The 20,566-nt window shown below is 55.4% G+C and carries 17 protein-coding genes; 8 read left to right on the top strand and 9 right to left on the bottom strand.

The features are described 5' to 3' along the window. Positions 1–516: 516 nt before the first annotated feature. The 3 genes from ACH2ED_RS12690 to solA are packed head-to-tail and all read left to right on the top strand — an operon-like array spanning position 517 to position 5,126. A complete protein-coding gene (locus ACH2ED_RS12690; RefSeq protein ID WP_395091545.1) occupies positions 517–3,081 on the top strand; it encodes an ATP-dependent Clp protease ATP-binding subunit in 2,565 nt (854 codons plus the stop codon). Then, on the top strand, positions 3,082–4,128 hold the full coding sequence (locus tag ACH2ED_RS12685) for an SUMF1/EgtB/PvdO family nonheme iron enzyme (RefSeq protein ID WP_395091543.1): 1,047 nt from the start codon (positions 3,082–3,084) through the stop codon (positions 4,126–4,128). It abuts the gene before it with no gap. After that, a complete protein-coding gene (solA, locus tag ACH2ED_RS12680; RefSeq protein ID WP_395091541.1) occupies positions 4,125–5,126 on the top strand; it encodes an N-methyl-L-tryptophan oxidase in 1,002 nt (333 codons plus the stop codon). Before ACH2ED_RS12685 ends, solA begins: the two co-directional genes overlap by 4 nt. Before the next feature lie 36 nt (positions 5,127–5,162). Here the strand turns inward: solA and ACH2ED_RS12675 are convergent, their stop codons facing one another. From ACH2ED_RS12675 to ACH2ED_RS12645, 7 genes are all read right to left on the bottom strand, one after another. Further along, entirely contained in the window at positions 5,163–5,354 is a 192-nt protein-coding gene (locus ACH2ED_RS12675; RefSeq protein ID WP_395091539.1) for a hypothetical protein, read from the bottom strand. A 17-nt stretch (positions 5,355–5,371) separates the two neighbouring features. After that, entirely contained in the window at positions 5,372–6,187 is an 816-nt protein-coding gene (locus ACH2ED_RS12670) for a DUF1559 domain-containing protein (RefSeq protein WP_395091537.1), read from the bottom strand. Positions 6,188–6,414: 227 nt separating this feature from the next. Next, entirely contained in the window at positions 6,415–7,284 is an 870-nt protein-coding gene (locus ACH2ED_RS12665; RefSeq protein ID WP_395091536.1) for a type II secretion system protein, read from the bottom strand. Between the two features lie 109 nt (positions 7,285–7,393). Beyond that, positions 7,394–9,655: a RecQ family ATP-dependent DNA helicase gene (locus tag ACH2ED_RS12660; RefSeq protein WP_395091535.1), complete on the bottom strand. Its 2,262-nt coding sequence runs from the start codon at positions 9,653–9,655 to the stop codon at positions 7,394–7,396. A gap of 53 nt (positions 9,656–9,708) precedes the next feature. Continuing rightward, positions 9,709–10,116: a transposase gene (locus ACH2ED_RS12655; RefSeq protein WP_395091534.1), complete on the bottom strand. Its 408-nt coding sequence runs from the start codon at positions 10,114–10,116 to the stop codon at positions 9,709–9,711. A gap of 12 nt (positions 10,117–10,128) precedes the next feature. Beyond that, on the bottom strand, positions 10,129–10,692 hold the full coding sequence (locus ACH2ED_RS12650; RefSeq protein ID WP_395091532.1) for a UbiX family flavin prenyltransferase: 564 nt from the start codon (positions 10,690–10,692) through the stop codon (positions 10,129–10,131). Continuing rightward, complete coding sequence (locus ACH2ED_RS12645) at positions 10,685–11,260, bottom strand: NUDIX hydrolase (protein WP_395091530.1); 576 nt, start codon at positions 11,258–11,260, stop codon at positions 10,685–10,687. Before ACH2ED_RS12645 ends, ACH2ED_RS12650 begins: the two co-directional genes overlap by 8 nt. Positions 11,261–11,353: 93 nt before the next feature. On the opposite strand from ACH2ED_RS12645, the gene ACH2ED_RS12640 reads away from it, so the two are divergent. Beyond that, positions 11,354–12,409, top strand: coding sequence for a hypothetical protein (locus tag ACH2ED_RS12640; protein ID WP_395091528.1), 1,056 nt, complete (start codon positions 11,354–11,356; stop codon positions 12,407–12,409). Between the two features lie 64 nt (positions 12,410–12,473). After that, entirely contained in the window at positions 12,474–15,059 is a 2,586-nt protein-coding gene (locus ACH2ED_RS12635; protein WP_395091527.1) for a hypothetical protein, read from the top strand. Here ACH2ED_RS12635 and ACH2ED_RS12630 read toward each other — a convergent pair. Both ACH2ED_RS12630 and ACH2ED_RS12625 read right to left on the bottom strand, forming a co-directional pair. Continuing rightward, positions 15,054–16,505, bottom strand: a complete 1,452-nt coding sequence (locus tag ACH2ED_RS12630; RefSeq protein WP_395091525.1) for a menaquinone biosynthesis decarboxylase — start codon at positions 16,503–16,505, stop codon at positions 15,054–15,056. The two genes, ACH2ED_RS12635 and ACH2ED_RS12630, sit on opposite strands and share 6 nt — an antisense overlap. A 266-nt stretch (positions 16,506–16,771) precedes the next feature. Beyond that, the gene (locus ACH2ED_RS12625) at positions 16,772–17,779 is read right to left on the bottom strand and encodes an IS4 family transposase (RefSeq protein ID WP_395091523.1); all 1,008 of its coding nucleotides are present in this window, start codon (positions 17,777–17,779) and stop codon (positions 16,772–16,774) included. Positions 17,780–17,939: 160 nt separating this feature from the next. On the opposite strand from ACH2ED_RS12625, the gene ACH2ED_RS12620 reads away from it, so the two are divergent. The 3 genes from ACH2ED_RS12620 to ACH2ED_RS12610 all read left to right on the top strand — a co-directional run bounded on the left by ACH2ED_RS12620 (position 17,940) and on the right by ACH2ED_RS12610 (position 20,458). After that, positions 17,940–18,329 carry a hypothetical protein gene (locus tag ACH2ED_RS12620; protein ID WP_395091521.1) on the top strand — a complete coding sequence of 130 codons (390 nt, stop codon included), beginning with the start codon at positions 17,940–17,942 and terminating at the stop codon, positions 18,327–18,329. A 205-nt stretch (positions 18,330–18,534) separates the two neighbouring features. Continuing rightward, complete coding sequence (locus ACH2ED_RS12615) at positions 18,535–19,929, top strand: hypothetical protein (RefSeq protein ID WP_395091519.1); 1,395 nt, start codon at positions 18,535–18,537, stop codon at positions 19,927–19,929. A 40-nt stretch (positions 19,930–19,969) separates the two neighbouring features. Then, entirely contained in the window at positions 19,970–20,458 is a 489-nt protein-coding gene (locus ACH2ED_RS12610; RefSeq protein WP_395091517.1) for a YgjP-like metallopeptidase domain-containing protein, read from the top strand. The last annotated feature ends 108 nt before the right edge of the window (positions 20,459–20,566 follow it).

The following is a 20,566-nucleotide window of genomic DNA, read 5'->3' as shown; positions in this document are numbered from 1 at the left end:
AACGAGCGGAGCGAGCCCGACAGAGAGTTGTTTCTGTATCTGTATGATAGTCAATGAGTAGCATTTACGATCATCAGCGAGATGCGCACAAATGGTTATTACTTACTCCGCCTGCAGTTCGAGAAAGGTAGTGGTGGAAGGAGTCGTGTGGAGGATGTCAATACGGCTCTGCGACACCGTTTGAGCTACCTGGTTCGTAAGAGTAGCTCTTTGTTCGTAAAAGTAGCTCGTTTGCCGGTAGCTAGGAGTGGCTATTGCGCCGCCTTCACTACATCTTGGACTGTCTACAATCGCTGGTTGCTAAACGAAATCTCACAATCATTGATGTTGTTGGCAAGTTGCTCTCACAGATGGTGACGAGGGCTGGGGTTCTCCGTCTGTAGAGGTGGTTCTCTCGGATCAACGAAGCGCTATGAATTCGCCAACAACATCACGGATTGTATGACAAGCAAGGGAGAAAAGCTACCCGAACGGTGAGGCGGCGAAGCCCTCTGGAAATACGATACAATCTTCTCTATGTGGCAACGATTCACCGAACGCGCTCGCCGCGTCGTTTTTTTCGCGCAAGAAGAAGCGGGACGCCTCGGAGAGAACTATGTTTCGACGGAGCACTTGCTGCTCGGTCTCGTCAAAGAAAATGACAGTGTCGCCGCTCGCATTCTGGATCGGATCGGGGTTTCGCTAGGACGGATTCGCTCGGAGATCGAGCGGCAAGTGGCCCGTGGCGATGGGCGTATGGGCCCCGAGATGCAGCTCACCCCGCGCGCCAAGCGGGTTATTGACCTGGCCTACGACGAAGCACGGCAGCTTGGCAACAACTATATCGGCACGGAGCATCTTCTCCTCGGGCTGATCCGTGAGGGCGAAGGGCTGGCGGGGCGCGTGCTAGGCAAGATGGGCGTCGACTTAGAGCGCACCCGCCGTGAGGTTCGCTTACTGCAAGACCAGGAGCCGGGGCAGCCCGTGGCCGCCGGACGAGGCAACCCGAGCAAAGACCAGCGCTCCCGCACCCCCACCCTGGATGAGTTTGGCCGCGACCTGACCGAGTACGCCCGCAACGACAAGCTCGACCCCGTGGTAGGCCGCGCTGAAGAGATCGAGCGTGTGATCCAGATTCTCTCGCGCCGTACCAAGAACAATCCGGTTTTAGTGGGAATGCCCGGTGTCGGAAAGACTGCGATTGCCGAGGGACTGGCAACACGTATCGTCACGCAAGACATCCCCGAGATGCTCAAGGACAAGCGCCTGATCTCACTGGATCTGGCGGGGCTCGTGGCCGGAACCAAGTACCGGGGCGAGTTTGAGGAGCGGATGAAGCGGGTCATGGACGAAGTGCGCAAGGCCAATGGGGAGATCATTCTCTTTATTGATGAGCTGCACACCGTGGTCGGAGCCGGAGCCGCCGAGGGCGCAATAGATGCCAGCAATATCATGAAGCCCGCGCTCTCGCGAGGCGAATTGCAGTGTATCGGCGCGACAACCATTGATGAGTACCGCAAGTACATCGAGAAAGATGCCGCACTCGCCCGCCGCTTCCAGATGGTGAAGGTGGATGAGCCCAGTGTGGAGGAGGCGGTCGAGATCCTCAAGGGTCTGCGCCACCGCTACGAGGAGCACCACAAGGTCGAGATCAAGGACGCGGCGCTGGATGCAGCCTGCCGCCTCGCGGACCGCTATATCACGGATCGGCACCTGCCCGATAAGGCGATTGACCTCATTGACGAGGCCTCTTCCAAAGTCCGCCTGAAAGCCGCCACGGCGCCACAGCCTCTGCGTGAGGCCAAGGCTGAGCTGATTCAGGTGGAGAAAGAGCTGGGCCGCCTCCCCGATGAAGGCGACTTCGACCGCGTGAGCTTCCTGGAGGATCAGCAAAACTACCTCACCGAGCGCATCACTGATATGCAGTCGCGCTGGGACACCGAGCGTGCGGGCCTGGAGCTCGTGGTAGACGAGGACGATATCGCGCAGGTGGTCTTTGCCTGGACTGGGATTCCTGTCAACCGCCTGGTGGAGACCGAGACCCAGAAGCTGCTTCAGATGGAAGACGAGCTCAGCCTGCGTGTCATTAGCCAAAAAGAAGCCATTATCGCCGTCAGCAAGGCAATTCGCCGTGCCCGCTCCGGCCTAAAAGATCCCAAGCGCCCCATCGGCTCGTTTCTCTTTTTGGGTCCAACTGGGGTCGGCAAGACCGAGCTAGCACGTGCTCTGGCAGCATTTCTCTTCCGAAAAGAAGAGAATCTCATTCGTATTGATATGTCCGAGTACATGGAGCGCTTCGCCGTCTCACGGCTCGTGGGGGCACCTCCGGGCTATGTCGGCTACGACGAGGGCGGGCAGCTTACCGAGGCCGTTCGGCGCAATCCCTACGCCGTGGTGCTGCTTGATGAGGTCGAAAAAGCACACCCCGAGGTCTTTAATCTGTTGCTGCAAGTGATGGAAGATGGCCGCCTCACCGACTCCCAGGGCCGTGTGGTGGACTTCAAGAACACCGTGCTCATCATGACGTCGAATATCGGGGCGCACCTCATCAACCGTGAGCCACAGATCGGGCTGCGGGGCTCCAAGCCTCGGGACGAGACCGAGCGGGACTACTCGTCCATGAAGAATAAGGTCACGGAGGAGCTCAAGCGTGCCTTCCGCCCCGAGTTCCTCAACCGCATTGATGAGACAATTGTCTTCCACTCGCTCACGGCCCAGAACATCCGCCAGATCGTGGACCTGATGCTCAACAATGTCCGCAAGCAAGTGTTGCAGCACGACCTGGTGCTGGAGGTCTCCGGCCCAGTGATGGACAAGCTCGCCACTGATGGCTTCGATCCCACCTACGGTGCCCGCCCGCTCCGCCGCTCCGTCCAGCGCCTGATCGAGGACCCACTGGCCGAGGAAGTGCTCCTGGGCCGCTTCGGTGCAGGTGACATCATCCTGGCCGAGCTCGACGGCGAGGGCGACGATGCCGTGGTGATCTTCCGCAAGAAAGAGATCGAGGACACCCTCCGCGAGATCGGCGAGGAGTCCACCCCCGCCGCTATCGCCGCCGCCCCCGGCACTCTAGCCGAGCTCCCCGCCCCGATGGAGGAATAAGTGCTCAGCCTCCTTGCCCTTGTCGCGCTCGTCCAGCCGACGGAGAGTTTTCCGGCTCTCCTAAAGCGTGTCGAGCAGCTTGCGGTGGCGGGGAAGCTCGATGCGGCGGCAGTGGAGGCTCGCAAAGCCATTGCCCTCCAGCCAAGTGCGCCCGAAGGCCACTACTGGCTGGGGCGCATTGCCTTCCGGCAGGGCAAAGTGAGTGAGGCGCGGGCAAGCCTCACCCGCGCCAGCACGCTCAAGCCCGCCCCTGCGCTGGCAAAGACCCTTCAGGAGCTGCTCGCCAAGCTAGCCGTGGAGCTACCCGCACCACAGCCCGCACCACTGCAAGTGAAAGCGCCGCTCCTTCCGGCACCACTCACCCTCACCGACTATAAAGCGCAGCTGGTCTCTGTCCCGGTGGGAAGCTTCATGATGGGCAGCCCCGACACCGCGCCCGACCGTGCTCCCGTGCACAAGGTGACCCTCTCGGTGTTCAAGCTGGGGCGCACCCCGGTGACCGTGGCGATGTTTCAGGAGTTCTGTAAGGCCACCAGCCGCAAGATGCCTGACCCGCCCGCCTGGGGCTGGATTCCCGATCATCCGATGGTGAACGTGAGCTGGGAAGAGGCAAAAGCCCTGGCCGACTGGGCCAAGCTGCGCCTGCCCACGGAGGCTGAGTGGGAGTACGCCGCGCAGGGCGGCGAGGCGGCACCGATCTTTCCCTGGGGCGATACCTACAAAGACGAGCTGAGCTGGTCCAGCGTCTCCCAGCAGCGCGATAAAACTGCGCCCGTCAGCCGCACGGAGCATGTCTTTGTCAATGCCTATGGCCTCTCGGACATGGCGGGCAATGTCTTTCAGTGGTGTGCGGACTGGTACGGTGCCAAGTACTACGCGAGCTCTCCCGAGGACAATCCCACCGGCGCGGCAACCGGAACAGATAAAATTCTACGGGGCGCATCGTGGTACAGCTACACCACCGTCACCTCGTTTCGGTGCGCGGGCCGTGCCTGGAGCCACCCCGCCGGGCGCGGCGACTCCGATGGTTTCCGGCTCGCCCAATGAGAGTGGCGGTCGTTGGCATCGGCGCGGTGGGAAGTGCGGCGTGCCGGTTTCTTGCCGAGGCGGGTCACATGGTCGTTGGGTTTGAGCGCTTCACCATCGGGCATGGTCTTGGCTCCTCGCACGGGGAGTCGCGGATCATTCGCTATGCCTACCCCGAGGCGCACTACACCAAGCTGATGGGCCAAGCCTACCCGCTCTGGGACGCGCTGGAGCAAGCGGCGGGCGAGGAGCTCTTTGTGCGCTGCGGGGGGCTGTTCTTCGCTCCCAAAGAGCATCCCGAGCTCACGGGCATGCAGCAAGCCCTCGCCGTGAACCACGTCGCGCATCAGTGTCTGAGCGCTGCCGAAGTCACCGAGCGCTATCCCGCGCTGGCGCTTGCTCCACACGAGGTAGCGATCTGGCAGAGTGACGCGGGTTTTCTGCGGGCGGGTGCGATTGTGCGAGCACAGGCACGGCTGGCGGAAAAAGCGGGAGCAGAACTACGAGAAAACACGATAATTGAGAGTCTGACACAGCTTGCAGACTTCGACCATGTGATTGTCTGCGCAGGAGCCTGGGCCAACACACTCTTCCCCGAGCAACCACTCCCGCTCACCGTCACGCGTCAGCAAATTACCTATCTTTCTGGCGAGCTAACGGGTTATCCAGTCTGGATTGATGCAAAGAGCTACTGGTACGGCTTCCCCAGCGATGGGCGGATCTCCGGTGTGAAGCTCGCCCGCCATATCCCCCAAATCCCCTTCGATCCTGATCAACCAGGCCGCCCGACGCTTCAGAGTGACGACGACGCGGCCTTAGCCTATACCGCCACGCGCTTCCCGAGCCTTGGCCCCGAAGTGACGCACCACGCCTCGTGCCTCTACACCAACACCCCCGACGAGAGCTTTGTCTTCGACCACCCGCACCCGAAAGTGACACGTGTTTCAGCGTGTTCAGGGCACGGCTTTAAGTTCTCGATCCTCATGGGCCGCCTCGCCGCCGATGCCGCCATAAAATAAAAAACCGGGGTAGCTCACGCCACCCCGGTTTTCAGCTCACTTAGGAGGTCCGCCACCCGGCATGGCAGATTTACCATCATCCGTAGCGGTGCTTCCTGGCAAACCAGGAGCGGGTTTTGCTCCCGCCGGAGGTGGAGTAGGCTCCTCAGGCTTAGAGCATCCCCCCAGAAGCGCAAGAGCGCCCAAGAGCGCCAAGGCACTTAGCATCCCAATCAGTCGTGTGTGCATTCTTATTCCTTTCGTTCCTATGGCCAAGCGTTGTTACCCCCCAGGCTCCAGAGCTGGCCATCGGCATAGAGCTTCTGGGCTTGAATGCCTTTGGCATGACCATCACAGAACACCACGTTATTGATCGCCGTCGGGCTGGGTGCAGTACCCACCGCCGCTTTCCGATAAGAGCCAGAGTGACGACCATCCGCAGTTGCGATCGAGCCAATAAAACCGGAGCGACGGTCAAAAAAGGAGAGCGCCAGGGCCGCGCCCGGCAGGCGCCCCCCACAAAGCCAGTCCCACGTCTCGACAGTTGCGGCGGCCTGGGCAGGTGTCCCCACCGATGCCATGTTCACGGGAATATAAGTGGTAGCGATACCGGGCGGCATCCACCAGTTCACCAGGTGATCACTGATCCCGTACGAGGACGCGTAACCTAAGCCACTACAGCTCGCCTTCTGCAACGCGGCATCGGGCTTGTTGCCGCTGGGACAGAAGAATGTCTGAGACAGATCACTTACCAGCGCCTGTCCGCCTGAGCCACTACTACCCGCCTTCTGAATGTAGGGAGAGATCAGCTGCGGCCAGTACTGACTGGGAGCACTATAGCTCCTGTCTGAGGGAGTGTAGCCACTGAAGTACGGACAGTAGGTCTCGTCGTAGTCCTGTGCGTACATCATGATCCCCAGCCCAATCTGCCGACAGTTCGACAGACAGGAAATCGTGCGGGCTTTCTCTCGCGCTTGAGCGAAAACCGGGAAGAGAATCGCGGCGAGAATCGCGATGATAGCGATGACAACCAAAAGCTCAATGAGCGTAAACGCGAACCAAGAAGTACGACGTGAATTCATAAAAACCTCCATAAGTTCAAAAAAAACGCTTACCCAACAGTGGGTCAAGAGATCTTACAGTATACCTCATTGTTAAGAAGTGTCAATTATCAGGATAATCGCATAAATTTTTACGCCTCACCGAGTCTATGATCCGTGTGTATCAATTGATCATGAAAAAGCTCTATGGATAAAAAAGACCAGGTATTACCCCAGTCTTTTCTCACTTTTACAACAATTTTAACAAGCTACCATTCACGTGCCCAGCCGGGATTTCCTTGAGGGGTTCTAATATTCGTAGCATTTCCTAGATTTCCTCGCCATGCACCATTATTCATGACGCACAAGTAAGAGACAAGATTTTGCGTATTGATCGCCTTCGCATGTCCATCTGCATACAAAACCATCGTGAGCGTTCCTGTGAGGAAGCGATTGATCGCAGTATTCGTACTTGCTCCTGCCGAGGGAGCGATAACCCCATTTCCCCCCTGATGCGACCCCCAAACGCCATTGTTATTGGCGCTGTTCCCATTCACTGAGTAGGCCGCAGGTGGTCGAGAGAGCTGAGCACCATCAGTGAGCATAAAGGTCTCTGCGGGCCGTCCCAGCGAAGCCAGCGAAGCAGGGTAAGCATACGTAGACCCATCGAATGGAGCGTAAGCAGCCGAGAGCCCAGCCCCCGTACAGTTTGAAGTACCTCCCAAGCTATAGTAGTTGTAGGCATAGGTATTTGAGAACGACGACAGGGATGCCTTAGTCGTCGGACAAGCCCAAACCCCCTTCAGATCGCCACCCGTCGCGGAGGTCTGCACAGCACCGTTTTTAATATAGGGGTCAACCAATGTGGGGAAAAGATACTGAAACGCAAACGCGCCCCCTGATAAAGTCCCACAGGCATTCGACGTCCAAGGAGGCATCGTCTCATCATAGTCTTGCGAGTACATCATAAACGCAGTGCCGATCTGTTTCAAATTCGACAAGCAGGCAGTCTGACGGGCCTTTTCACGGGCTTGCGCAAAGACAGGGAAGAGGATGGCGGCAAGAATCGCGATGATCGCGATCACAACAAGTAGTTCGATCAGTGTGAAAGCTGACCGTGAAGAATAGCGTTTTACCATAAAAAAAAACCTCCAGCCCAACACCGGGCAAAAACGAATGCCTTAGTATACCCTGCCTGAATTTGTTGTCAAACTATTAGTTTATACTAATCCGAAGCGCCCACAACACCTACCCCTGCTTCTGTACCAGCTCCAGAACCGCCTCACCAAACTTTGCCGCCTTACCTGGCCCGATCCCAGCGATCTCTAGTAGCTCAAACTCATTGGCGGGCTTACGGGCCGCGATTCCCTCCAGCACTTTATCCGCGAAGATGACATACGGCGGGACGGCTTGCTCGCTCGCAAGCTCTTTGCGCCAGGCTTTCAGCACGGTGAGCAGCCCCGGGTCCGCACTCGCACTGGAAGCCTGTGCTTGCACCACCGATGGCGCACGCCACTCGATATCCAGCGTCCCCACTTGCAGCGCTTCGACCCCACTCTCGGTAAGATAAAGCCGCCGGTACTCGTCTTCCTCATCACGGCGCAGATAGCGCTGCTCGATCAGCGCCTCGATCAGTCGCTCGACATCGGCTTTTTTCCAGCCCTCCAGTGCTCCAAACGCACTGGTACGCCCTGGCTTGACGGGTGCATCGGGTGTGCCACGCAGGGCCTTCATGAGTCCAGGCTTTCCCAGATGAAACGGATAGTAGCCACTCGCGAGATCATTCAGAAGGCGCAGGGCGTCCCAACCTCCCCCCGCCCCCCGCCCCCCGTGGGGCGGGGGAGCTTTCACCCCCGCCCCACGGGGGCGGGGGGGGCTGGCAGGCTTCTCGCACACATCACACATCCCACACGTTCGGCGCGGCCAGCGATCCCCAAAGTAGCGAGCGATCTGGGCGTGACGGCACTTGATCTCATCGCCGTAGGCCTTCATCGCAGCCGCACGGTAGGCGGCGGCCTCGGCGCGCTCTTTCAGGCGCTCCTCAAGCCGGGCTTTGGTGTCTTCAGGCGGAGGCACCAGCTCCAAACAGAGATCGCGGGACGCAGCGCGGTAGGTGAGAAAGCCCGCCTCCTGCAGACGCAAAATTTCGTGCTCCAAGTCAGCCAGATGCAAACCCGATGCCTCCGCTTGCGCCACAGGATCGCTCCCAGCGGAGAGCAAGAGGTCGGCCAGCGGGTCGGTTTCATCGTTGAGTGGCTCGCTGTACAGATGTAAAGCGCGGGGTAGATCGGCGTGGCGAGCAAGCAGGCCAAGCTCTTCCAGGACAGGCAAGGCGCTACGCACCAAGCCATCATCGCCGCCCATTTCACTTGCCAGCGCCTCGAATCGCACGGGAGCACATCGCCGCCGCCCGAGCACACTGCGCACCGCCCGATACACACTCTGCACCCGCTCCGCCGTGAGCGCATCCTCGTTGAGCCGCCGGGTTGCAGATGCCATATCTGACGAAGTATAGAGCATCACGCAGCGCGACGGCTTCCCGTCACGCCCCGCACGCCCGGCTTCCTGGTAGTAGTTTTCTAGGGTGCGCGACGGATTGAAGTGCAAGAGAAACCGAATGTCGGACTTATCCACGCCCATGCCAAACGCCACGGTCGCAGCCATCACGCGCACCTCGCCACTCATGAACCGATCCTGCGCCGCCGCACGCTCCACAGGCTCTAGCCCCGCATGGTAAAACCCCGCCGCCACGCCTTGCCGCTTAAGCATCCGGGAGATATCCTCGCACCGGTCCCGCGACGATGCATAGACCAGCCCGACACCGTCGAACTGCTGGCAGATCTCCACGGTAGCAAAGAGCTTCTCATCATTGCTCTTGACTCGCCGGGCCTCCAAAAATAGATTCTCCCGCCACGTCGGCTTCAGAATAACCTTGAGCTTTCGCCCGAGCTGCTGCTCAATATCGCGCTGCACATCCGGCGGCGCCGTGGCCGTGACAGCCAGCACCGAGCGTGGGTTCAGCTCCTGCACCGCTCTCCCGACAGCCCTATAATCGGGCCGAAAGTCATGCCCCCACTGGCTGATACAGTGTGCCTCATCAATAACAATCAACGAGACGCCCGCTTGCCTCAATGCATGTAGAAACGGGGGCTGGCGGAGCCGCTCCGGCGCGGCATAGATCAGTTTTAACTGCCCGGACTTGAGCTGCGCCAGCCGCCTGCCCAGCGCCGAGGAGTCCAGCGAGGAATTGATCAGCGCCACGCGCCCCTGAAGCGCCTCAGGTAGACTCTCCACCTGGTCTTTCATCAGCGCAATCAGCGGCGAGAGGATCAGTGTCACTCCCGGCAAGAGCAAGCCCGGCAGCTGGTAGGTAACGGACTTCCCCCCACCCGTCGGCAAGACTGCTAGCGTGTCCACCCCCGCCACCGCCGCCTCGATAATCTCGCGCTGCCCGTCGCGAAACTCCTCATGCCCAAAAAACTCTTTTAATGCTGTTTGTAATGAATCCATGTGTTGATTTTGTTTTCGGGACGTTTTTTATTTCCGGGACGGTGAACGTCCGGCTATGGGGCGGGCAGGCCGCCGCCGCCTTCGGCGGGATAATCTGTTGTGAGGGGGATTTGTTCCCAATTATCCCACAATTCGCTGTCGGCGTGGTGCGTTTTTTGGTTGGCGATGTAGGTGACCACTTTGGGGACACCGCCCTGCCCGACGCTGAAAACGCCATAGCTATGCTGCCAGGAAAAGACTTCGCCCTGCCGCAAGACATTTCGGGCGAACCCCGAGGATGCGCCCTTGACTTTCTGCACCAGAAGATGCACGTGGTCGGGCATCCCATTGATTGCCACAACACGGCACCCCAGCTCCCGAACTTTGGCCTCCATCATCCGATACAAACGCCGCTCGATTGCCGGGGTCACAAAAGGCTGACGCTCACCCCTATAACGGCTGGACTCTCCCCAATCTAACAAAATACGGAAATTTTATTTTTGCCATTCGCTAACAAGCGTTTGTTCGATGCCGAGGTTTTGCAAAATCCGAGCGACCACCGTATCAACCAGGTCCTCGATGGTTTTGGGTTCGTGGTAGAAAGCGGGGCTGGCGGGCAGAATCGTGGCTCCGGCTTCGGCGAGCTGGGTCATATTGCGCAGATGGATGAGATTCCAGGGCATCTCGCGGGGGACAAGAATCAGCTTGCGGCCCTCTTTGAGGCAGACATCGGCGGCGCGGGTGGTGAGGTCGTCGCTGATGCCGTTCGCGATGCGCCCCGCGGTTCCCATGGAGCACGGGACAATCACCATGCCCTCGTGGCGGAAGCTCCCCGATGCGGGTGGCGTGAAGAAGTTGCGCTTCTCACAGAGCGTGATCTTCGGATCGAGGAGGTAGGCATCAAGTTCTAAACCTAGCTCGGTCTTGAGCACGGAGACAGCATTTGAGGAGAGAATCAAGTAGATCTCCTCGAAGTGGTGCACGGCTTGCGTCAGAAAGCGCTGGGCGTAGAGCGCACCACTGGCCCCGGTAATGGCGACCACGAGGCACTTACTCATCCACTAGCTCACGGATCACGCCAGTGGGCTCGGGGAGGAGGCCAAGATAAGTTTGGAAGACACGCCGCTCTAGCTCCGGCAGGAGCGTGAGGGCCTCTTCGGGCGTGCAGAGCCGTCGCCCCACCACACTGTCGGCGGGATCATGGTGCGGCTCGTCGGAGAGCTCCGCAACTTGCCCAGAGACCCAGAGCAGATAGGTCGGGTGCACGCGGTAGACACGGCCCGGGACGCGGTTCAGAAACTCGATCCGGGTAGCGGCAAGAGACTTGTAGTCCGGGGCAAGGCACATACGCACCTCCTCCCAGAGCTCGCGTGTCAGTGCCTGGTGCTGTGTTTCCCCGCCCTCCAGCCGTCCACCGGGAAACGTGAAGCTGCCGTCTTTGTTCTCCGCAAGCACCACCCGTCCGTCTGAGAGAAACGACACCGCATGGATCGAGCGCACCCGCTCCTGATCGTCCACAATGCTCGGCAAGCCCGTGATAAGCCGGACGCGCTGGTGCTCTCCCCAGATCGCCTCCTCCACACGCCAGGCTCCGGGCGGCAGGCCCGTGTTTCGTTTTCTTGCCATCGTTTTTCCAGTTTACCCGGAGATGAGGAGAAAGTTGTAACGCTGGCTGTAACGCCCTGGGGCTATGCTGGTGCCATGAAAGGTAGGTTCCTTATGAAACTCTCTCGTCCTCAAGCCAAACGGCTCATCACGGCAGGCGGTCTGCTCTTCGCCAGCATCGGGCTCATGGTCGCGCCTGGCTGTAGCGCGGGCGTCGTCACGCCCGCCAGTGTCTTCGCCAGCCGCAGCTTTGTCTCCGAGGCCATCACCCAGCCCGGTGGCTCGTCCAACACGCTCACCCTCACCACGAACGCCGCCAGCAACGCCACGGGTGTCTTCTCTGTCACTCGGGCGGCCCTCAAAAAATCCCGCGTTGAGTGGCCTATCACGATTCCCTTGACGGGCATCACGCTCTCGGGGACTTTTGACTCGGACACCGGGGCAGTGAATCTGAGTGGCATCTACACCGACCCCGTGACGCATCTTGCCTCCGACATCCATGTCACGGGAATCTTACCCGCAGATAATAGCCTGGGGACACTTCACATCACCGCGAACGGAGTTGCCCAGCCCGATCTGCTGCTGCGTCGCTCCGACTCCCCTGTGGTACTACCCTCCCCCGGCACTACACCCACTCCAATCCCCACACCAACACCCAGCCCCGTGCCCACGCCAAGTCCCACACCCGCTCCGACTCCCGCTCCCTCTGGGACGCTCACCGTCACCAACCGCACGGGAGATTTCCCCAGCGGGCCACTGACGCTGGGCAAGCTTAGTGGGCAAAAAGGCGGCAGTACCTACATCAACTTCACCATGGGAACGGCGGCCTACGGGAGCTACCCCAACCGGCAGTTTACCTTTAACTTTATTGATAGCAGCTCGCCAAGCCAAGCCTTTGTGGTCGGGGAAACCTTGACCTTGAAGTCAGCGTACACGAGCGCCGATAAACACTACTGCCAGCTCAGTATCAGCAATGGTCTAGGGTTCGATCAGGCGCTCTACTACGCACCCACGGGCGGCACCGTTCGGATTGTCGCGTTGAGCACCAACTCCATCACGGTCTCACTGGAGAATGTCACGGTCACTGCCAGCGGTGCGTATCCGACAAGTACGCCCAACACGGGCGGTGCCACCATCAACGGTACCCTCACCTACGACTTCAGTTTCTAGCGACACAACTCCCCTTGAAGTCTGAGAGACTTTCTGGCATCCTAATGCCAGGAGGTTTCTCAGCATGTCTCGCTTTGTTGTTTCTGCCGTCGTTGCGGCCTCTCTCTTTCTGGCCTGCCCTGCCCAAGCGCAGCAGTCTGTCGTCCGTCGCTCGTTTGTAACACCGTACCTGGAGCGGGTGATCTGGACACCGCAGGAGCGTGGCCCGCTTCTCGTTGTCTCCCCGGACACTATGATCCGCGTCTTGAATGGCGCTCACTCCCCGGATATGTCCAAGCTCTCGCGTGAAGGCGGGATCAATGTACTGGATTTCGCCGCCGCGATGGAGCGTAAGCTGGCACGTACCGGCACCCTGAGCGCCCTGGTCATGGAGAAAATGCTGGTTCTTAATAGCAAGCTCAGGAAGCCGGATCTGAGTCAGCTCTCTTCGCACGATGCCCTGGTGGCGCTGGCAGCCTCGCTCGATGAGCGCCAGTGGCAGCTTTTGTGTGGCACGAACGGTCTGGGCTTGCACGATCTCTCGGCGCAGCAGCAGCCGCTTTTCTCCCGGATCTTGCCACAAGGGCTACTCGTGGGGAATTTTGGCGCACCGAATGCCATGCCCGTTCCTCCCAGTGCCATTGCGCAGAGCCGCTTGCAGATAAGTCGCGCATTGCAGTTCTGGTTCGCCTATCAGGATGAGAAGCTCAATGGAGGTTTCGGAGGCAGCTTCAGCGGCAGTGTTCAGGGCAACGACACGCGTCCGAAGCTCAGCAAAGACTTCCGCGCACGCGGTCAGTCCAGCGCAAACTATGGTGTCACTCTGTCCGAGGTGCTCCCCAACAGGCTCAAGCCCTCACAGCTCGACTATAAATCTACCTCGTTTGATAAACGCATTGCACTGGAGGGGGCCAAGACGATTGAGGAGCTTTTAGGGCGCGTCACCCAGGCCACAGGCTTTGAGATTCGTGGCGACAAGCGCATCGCCGAGCTATCTCTCTGGCTGCGTAACACTCCCGATCAGAGCGCTCGTGCGGGGGATTTATTGGAGCTGCTGGCACTGAGCGTCACCGGGGCGTTTCGCAAGCTGGAAGCCCCAGGACAGAGGCCACTCTGGCTCCTCACCGATGACATTGAAGGGCTCGCGACACGCCAGGCACGGCAAGAACGCTGGAGAGTAGAAGCAGAAAAGCTTGTCAGTGAGGTGCGCCATGGCTACCGCGAGCGCTTCAAAGCAACCAAGCCAGAGCATTTTATCTCGACAGACAACAGCTACGGCCTCTCCCCAGAGCTTATTAAAAGCGTTCAAGGCGTTCAAGCAGGGGGTCAGATGAAAACTGCTGTCCCTCTTAATGCCCTACCCAAGAGCATCTCCGATCAACTTGAGACGATTCTTAAGCAGCAGATTAAGTCACAGGAGGAAGGGCACAGCCAGAGTTCCATTAATGGTGTTCTCAATCCTCCCCTCGATCCCTCACGAATTAGGCTATCCCAAAATCAGCTAGACCTCTCCGTGATTGTGCCAGGCTATGGGGTCTATCAGGATCAAAGCACCGCATCGTCCCTGGGAAACGAGCTGCAAAACGCGTCGCAAGATCAAACGACGCGTCCACCGGCCCCTGAGCCCGTTCGTCCCGAGATTCGCACGCGCATCGCAATCTTTGCACCGAAGACTCCCGCAGAAGCCCAGCAAGCACTCACAGCCGCAGCGACGGCAAGGCTCAGCGCGGTCTGGATCGCAACGGATGGGGGGAAGTTGGAGACACTGAAGGCGGCATTGGAGGAAGGTAAGAAAGTCGGGATTCCCGTGGGAGCGACTGTCGCGCTGGCCCGGCTTCCTGAAAACGCCCCCGCCGACCTCAACCTCTTAGGGGAAACGGGCCCCTACCGTATCCCTGATGCTCCGGAGACGGCGGCAGCTCTCCTGCCCTATCTGCGCACCCTCGCCGCGCTTCCTGGCCTTGCGGGACTTGCCCTCACCGAGACCGCCGCCCCCGGCTATCTTTCCGGTGCCCTCTCGCGTTTTGGCAGGAGCAATACCTCGGAGTACGGCTACACCCCTGCACGACGCCTGAGCTTTGTCCGCACTGAGGGCTACGATCCCATTGATCTAGGCACGTTTAGTGATGTCGGTTTTTTAACCAATCCCATGCGTAACAACAGGATGGTTTTTCGCTCCCCTGACGGCACCCCACAGCCAACGCCTCCTCCCAACCCCATGGAGCGCTGGAACCGAGTACGCTTCGAGGCCAATAAAGCCCTTATGAGCCAGGTCTATAGTGCCTTGAAAGAGGTCACTCCTGCACTGCCCTTCTGGCTTAAGAGCCGCGCCCAGGAATTTTCCCAGAGTGACTGGTTCGGCTCCTGGGATAAGGCCGATGCCCTCCCCACCTTCGTGTTGGCCTTTCCGACGACCCCACTAGTAGAGGAAGAGAGACCCGATCCCTACAACCCCCTCCCCCAGGCACGGCGCACCTCCCGACAGATTCTGTTCACACGAGCCGCTGTGAGATTCGAAGGGGATAAGACCCCTCTGGCCAACTGGTGGTCATGGACACTGACGAGCGGGCTGTACAACCAGAAAACGTTCCCCTGGGACGGCGTGGTGCTGGATCTGAGCGCTCTGCCCATTGAGAAAGCGATCGCGGCACTACAAGAGATCAAGCTATAACCCGAGCTGGCTCCAGAGACTATCCACCCGCTTCTTGACGCTCTCGTCCATCTCGATGACGGGAGGCCAGGGGCGGGTGAAGCCCTCCTCGGGGAGCTTTTGGGTGGCGTCAATGCCCATTTTTGAGCCAAAGCCCATCTGGCGGCTGGCGTGATCCAGCACATCAATCGGGCCTCGGGTAAAGAGCGTGTCGCGCTCAGGGTCAATGTTATTGGTCGTCACCCAGAGCACTTCTTTTAAGTTCTGTACATCCACCCACTCATCCACCACAATAATCACTTTGGTGAACATCATCTGCCCGAGGCCCCAGATCGCATTCATGACTTTTTGCGCCTGACCCGGGTAGCGCTTCTTGATTTTTAGAATGCAGAGATTATGGAAACATGCCTCAGGCGGCAGGTTATAGTCAATAATCTCCGGCACAAAAAGCTTTACTAAAGGCAAAAAGAGGCGCTCGGTAGTCTTCCCCAACCACTCGTCCTCAATCGGTGGGCGGCCCACAATAGTTGTCGGATAGACGGGATTTTTCCGGTGCGTGATCGCCGTGACATGAAAGACCGGGTACTCGTCCTCCAGCGTGTAGAAGCCCGTATGGTCGCCAAACGGCCCTTCGGTGCGACGCTCATTCGCGGGAACGTAGCCCTCCAAGACAATCTCGGCATCGGCGGGCACCTCGATGTCCTGGGTCTTGCACTTGACCAGCTCGACGGGCTTCTTACGCAGAAACCCCGCAAATACCATCTCATCAATCATGTCTGGCAGCGGCGCGGTGGCGGCGTAGGTCAGCGCGGGATCGCCCCCTAAAGCGACGGCTACGGGGATATTTCTGCCCTGCGACTCGTACTCGCCGTGGTGCCGATTACCAACTTTATGGCGTTGCCAGTGCATCCCACAGGTTTTCTCGTCGTAGACTTGGACGCGGTACATCCCTACGTTGCGCTTGCCGTCTATGCTCTTGGTAAAGACCAGCGGCAGGGTAATAAAGCGCCCGCCGTCGAGTGGCCAGCACTTCAGAATCGGAAAGTCGGAGAGCCGAATCTCATCGCCCGTCTTGACCACTTCCTGGCACTGCCCATGGCTCACGATCTTCGGCGCGGTATTCTTGGCGAGCTCGCCTATCTGCGGCAGGAGCGCCGCTTTAGCGAGAAGCCCACTGGGCATACGGGACGGCAGCTTGGTCCACTCCTCGATCTCTTTGGCAATCTCCTCAATATCCCCGACGCCCAGTGCCATGCTCATGCGCTTGCGGGTCGCAAAAACACCAATGGCCAGCGGGACGTTGCTTCCCTTAGGGTTCTCAAAGAGTAGTGCAGGGCCACCGGCACGCACCACACGATCCGCGATCTCCGTGATCTCCAGCACGGGATCTACGGGTGTCTTAATGCGTTTAAGCTCACCCTCTTTTTCCAGTTTCTCTAAGAACTCCCGAAACCCTGCGTAGGCCATTGCGTTTTCACTCCGTACTATTTTTCACAAAGTATAACCCAAAATGCCTCGCACCAGTTCCTTCTTTGAAAACAACAGCGATTTATGGTATTCTATGAGAACTCTCATCGAGAGATGGAATAAAAATTTCGTGGAGGAAATAGAATGTTAGTTTCAGTTGCATCACTTTTGCTTTGTTCGTTTTTGACCCCGGTATCTGCTAAAACATCAAACGTACCAGACGCACGTTTGCGACCACTGTACGGACGAACATATGTTTCCACCTTCTAACCCGTTGCTTTCCAGGTTCCAATAGCCTGGAAAAAGAGGGTGGTATCGCGATGACCCGCGAGGGGGGCAAGAAGGGTTTGGAGTAAATCTAATCCACGACGGAGGATGCTCACAGCGCGGCGTCCATGTTTTTTAAGTTTCAAAGGAGTCCTTTGCTCTAGCCACAATCCCACTTTGAAACAGCAACAAACTGCCAGAGCAAGAATACCCAAAAACGATTTCAAACGATATTGATCCGTAAGATGTCCCATCTCTAAGTCGAAACCTCTGCCCTTAAAACTCTGAAAAAGGCATTCGATTTTCCAACGTAAAGAATAATCTGATAAAACATCGCTGTATTTATCGCTAATAACAACGAGAAAATCATTTGTCGCTAATCTTTTTCCTCCTACAAAAACTGATAACCCCCACAAGGTCATAGGAGATTTCTTACATTTACAGGATGAAAAATGGAACCATTGCGACGCTTTTTTCTTTTCTCCTTTTGAAGAGGTGAAGTATTCACGAGCTTTGACGCGAATCCGAAAAGGAATTCCTTTTTCTATCAACCATTCCACCCAGTCATGTCCAATAAATTCTCTATCTGCTGTTATGAAATTAAGGGGTTGGTCTGGAAAGCAATTTAGAAGTCGTGTCCACAACTCAATTCTTTCTTTTGTGTCACTGTTACCTTCTTTATCTAGCATAACCCAGAATAGTGGGATAGCAACTCCATTATAAATAACAGCGATGTAAAGAATATTGATAATTGAGTCGCCTACTTTCCAATTTGTTCTATCCATAGCGAGAGTCCATGGGAATTTGGGAAGGAAATTTGCTATGATTTTCGCCCATCGCTCAGGAGTCATACTCGGTTGGCCTAAAAACCTTCTGATCTCTTGGCGATTTGCTTCTGGGTTTGCTTTGCCTGGCATCAGTTTAGATATTTGGTTGATGACCGCTTTTCGGCCTACGATTAATGCGACGAGAGCACGAGCTAAAAAATCTTGATAAGGAGTGTCCATTTCCTGGAGTATTGCGGCGATGTGTTTGGTAGAATATTTCATGGTTACTGTGAGCTTTCTGTGCGTGTGTTGTAACTTTCACATTAGCCTCACAGTAGCCATTCAGCCATAGGTAATTTTACGAGAAACATAAGTTCGTCCGTACAGTGGTTTGCGACTAATGTGGTTCAATAATGCAGATGGCTGGGAAACAGAGATGTACTTTACTTTAACCTTACCGACTGGACAAACTACCACAGATGAAATGGCGACTACTGGCCCTGCATTTTCATTGCCATTTCATTCTTATGTTTTTAATTCTACTGCAAATACTCCTACAAATTGCGTAACACTCGAGATAAATTTTTCAGGGCAGGGGCGCAGTACTGCAACACCTACAACTTTATATGCGGAATCGAAAATTACCACACCAAATATAACATTGACAAAAGGAAGTTTTGGATCGTATGGCGACTTACTGGTTTTATGCCATGGTATGCCTGCACCGGAAAATGGCGTTTCAATTACGGGTACAGGAAACGTCTCTGTAGTTGAAAAAGCGCTTCCATAATCAGCACTTTCGGGCATCCTTTCGATTAAAAACCGGAAGGATACCCAGTAAATATTAACCTCTCCGGGTCTAATTCCCTGATGCTTGTGCCGTGTCCACGTCAAATGCTCAGCATAAACCGATGGCTGTCTTACTAAAGACATCAATCTACGCGCCATGTCGTTTCGCAGTCGGAGAGCTATTTTTCTAATTAAAATGTAAAAACATGAAAAACAATACACTCTATGAAATATTTGATACTATTTGCAAAAAATTCAATTTATGCATTATATGCGAAGTAAGTTATACTGATATTAAATTGGATTTTAACATACAGAAAAAAATAAACATCTCGAAATCACTTACGACATTTATTGAAATCATAGAAGAAAATTACAATTTGAGATTCGCAAGATTATCTAATAATATCTTATACGCGATAAAAACCTACAAATCAGATTATCCTGATATATCTTTCGGGGAAATATTGTCCTTTTGCGATAAATCAGAAAATGTTTTACGCCAATTTTTACCAACTAAAAGGGCAGGTCAATATGCTTTAGATTTTATTAAAATAATGTCTCATACTCCAAAAGGAACTATTCAGGTTAAGCAATTACCTGTAAATGCCCAAGACAGTCTCTGGAAAATAGCATGTATTTGGAGTCTACCATTTCTTCGTGACTTCCATCAAATAAAAGATCGTATGACCGAATATGAAAAAAATAATGGTTACTACAGTTATGAATCAGCATACGAAACGAATTCTATTTGTTGCAATATCCCATCAATCCGTACTAAAATATTTATAAATCCATTAGTATATACGCAAATAAGCGGAGGAAGTGAATCTCAACACACTTCAGATTCAGATAATTCAATAAAAAACAAACCTAACATTTTCCTACCATCTAATAATCTTTTTCAGACTACACAGTATATCTGCTTTTCAGATTTTCTCAAAAAAAACAGTTCTTCCAATGTTTTTTCTTTATCAAAATATCTCATTGATAAAAACTTTATAGTTATAGGCGAGCAGTATAGTAACCCAGAAGCAATTATTAATGCTATTATACGAACATGTAACTTTGCTAAAAAATCAACAATATCTTCGATTCATATAGATTTAAAACAAAATAGTAATAGCACAGATCCTGACACTCTAAAAACAGACTTGTTAAATCTCTTACCAATATCATCTCTAAGAATTATTCAATCCTACAGAGAAAAAAACATCGGCACTAAAAAAGATGATTTAGATATAGATAAACTGTTAAGATTAATGTATAGAAATATATGCACAGATTTCATCTTTTTAATCGATAATAAAATCAAATCATCCCCATCAAAACGGATAACATTCGATCAAGCAGGACAAAATGCAAGACATCTCTTTGCTACGCTCAGTTTTATTTCATGGCTTCCTGATTTCATCAGAGATATAAATAAAATCAATATCCCTTCATACATAAAAAATTTCCCAGAAGCCACTGTGAGTTATGAAATTGTTGAGCAAAATAGAAACTATATATTAACACTTAGCATTACCGGGAATCCTCTCCTGCCAGATCGGGATAACTTCGTGGGAGGAAAAATGGGAGTCCCCAAAAACTTCCCTTAAGCAAGGTATCAGAACCGACTCGGTATAATAGCGCCAGGAGATGACCGAACGTCACGAAATAGAAACCGCGCTGTGGGAGGAGTTCCATCGGCTGAATGAGACGCACTTCGTAGGCACACTGCGCCTGAGCGAGCTTCTGGTCTCGACGCGCAAGAAGTACGGGGGCTACTGCCAGCCCCAAAAGAGGCGTATTGTCGTGTCCTGGCAGGCGTTTCTCGACCACGGCTGGGACGAGACCCTCATCACGTTCCGGCATGAAGTGGCACATCTGGTGCATCCCAATCACTCGGCGGCATTCTGGGCGCTGGCCGAGAAGCTGGGCTGCCCACCGGATCGCAAGAAAGCTCTCCCCCCCAAAGACCGCAGTGCCTACGGCTGGTGGCGCTATGCCTACGAGTGCCCCGGCTGCCACGCCCGCGTCTACCGCCGCAAGCGCCTCACGCGCAGCTCGTGCGCTCGCTGTGACCGTAAGTTCAACCCTCAGTTCTTGCTCCACCCGGTGAAAACCCTCGAAATGACCGTTGATTGAAGTTGATTTTGTAACTGATCCCACGACTAAAGTCGAGGGCTTTGACAGTAACGAGAGGCAAGCCTGACGTCCCGTCTATAGGGCAAGTTACATTGCCCCGTGTTCGAC

The sequence above is a fragment of the Armatimonas sp. genome, from assembly GCF_043757465.1.
Classification (GTDB): Bacteria; Armatimonadota; Armatimonadia; order Armatimonadales; family Armatimonadaceae; genus Armatimonas.
Note: the sequence above shows the minus strand (reverse complement) of the source record. Positions and strands in the feature narration are given on the sequence as shown.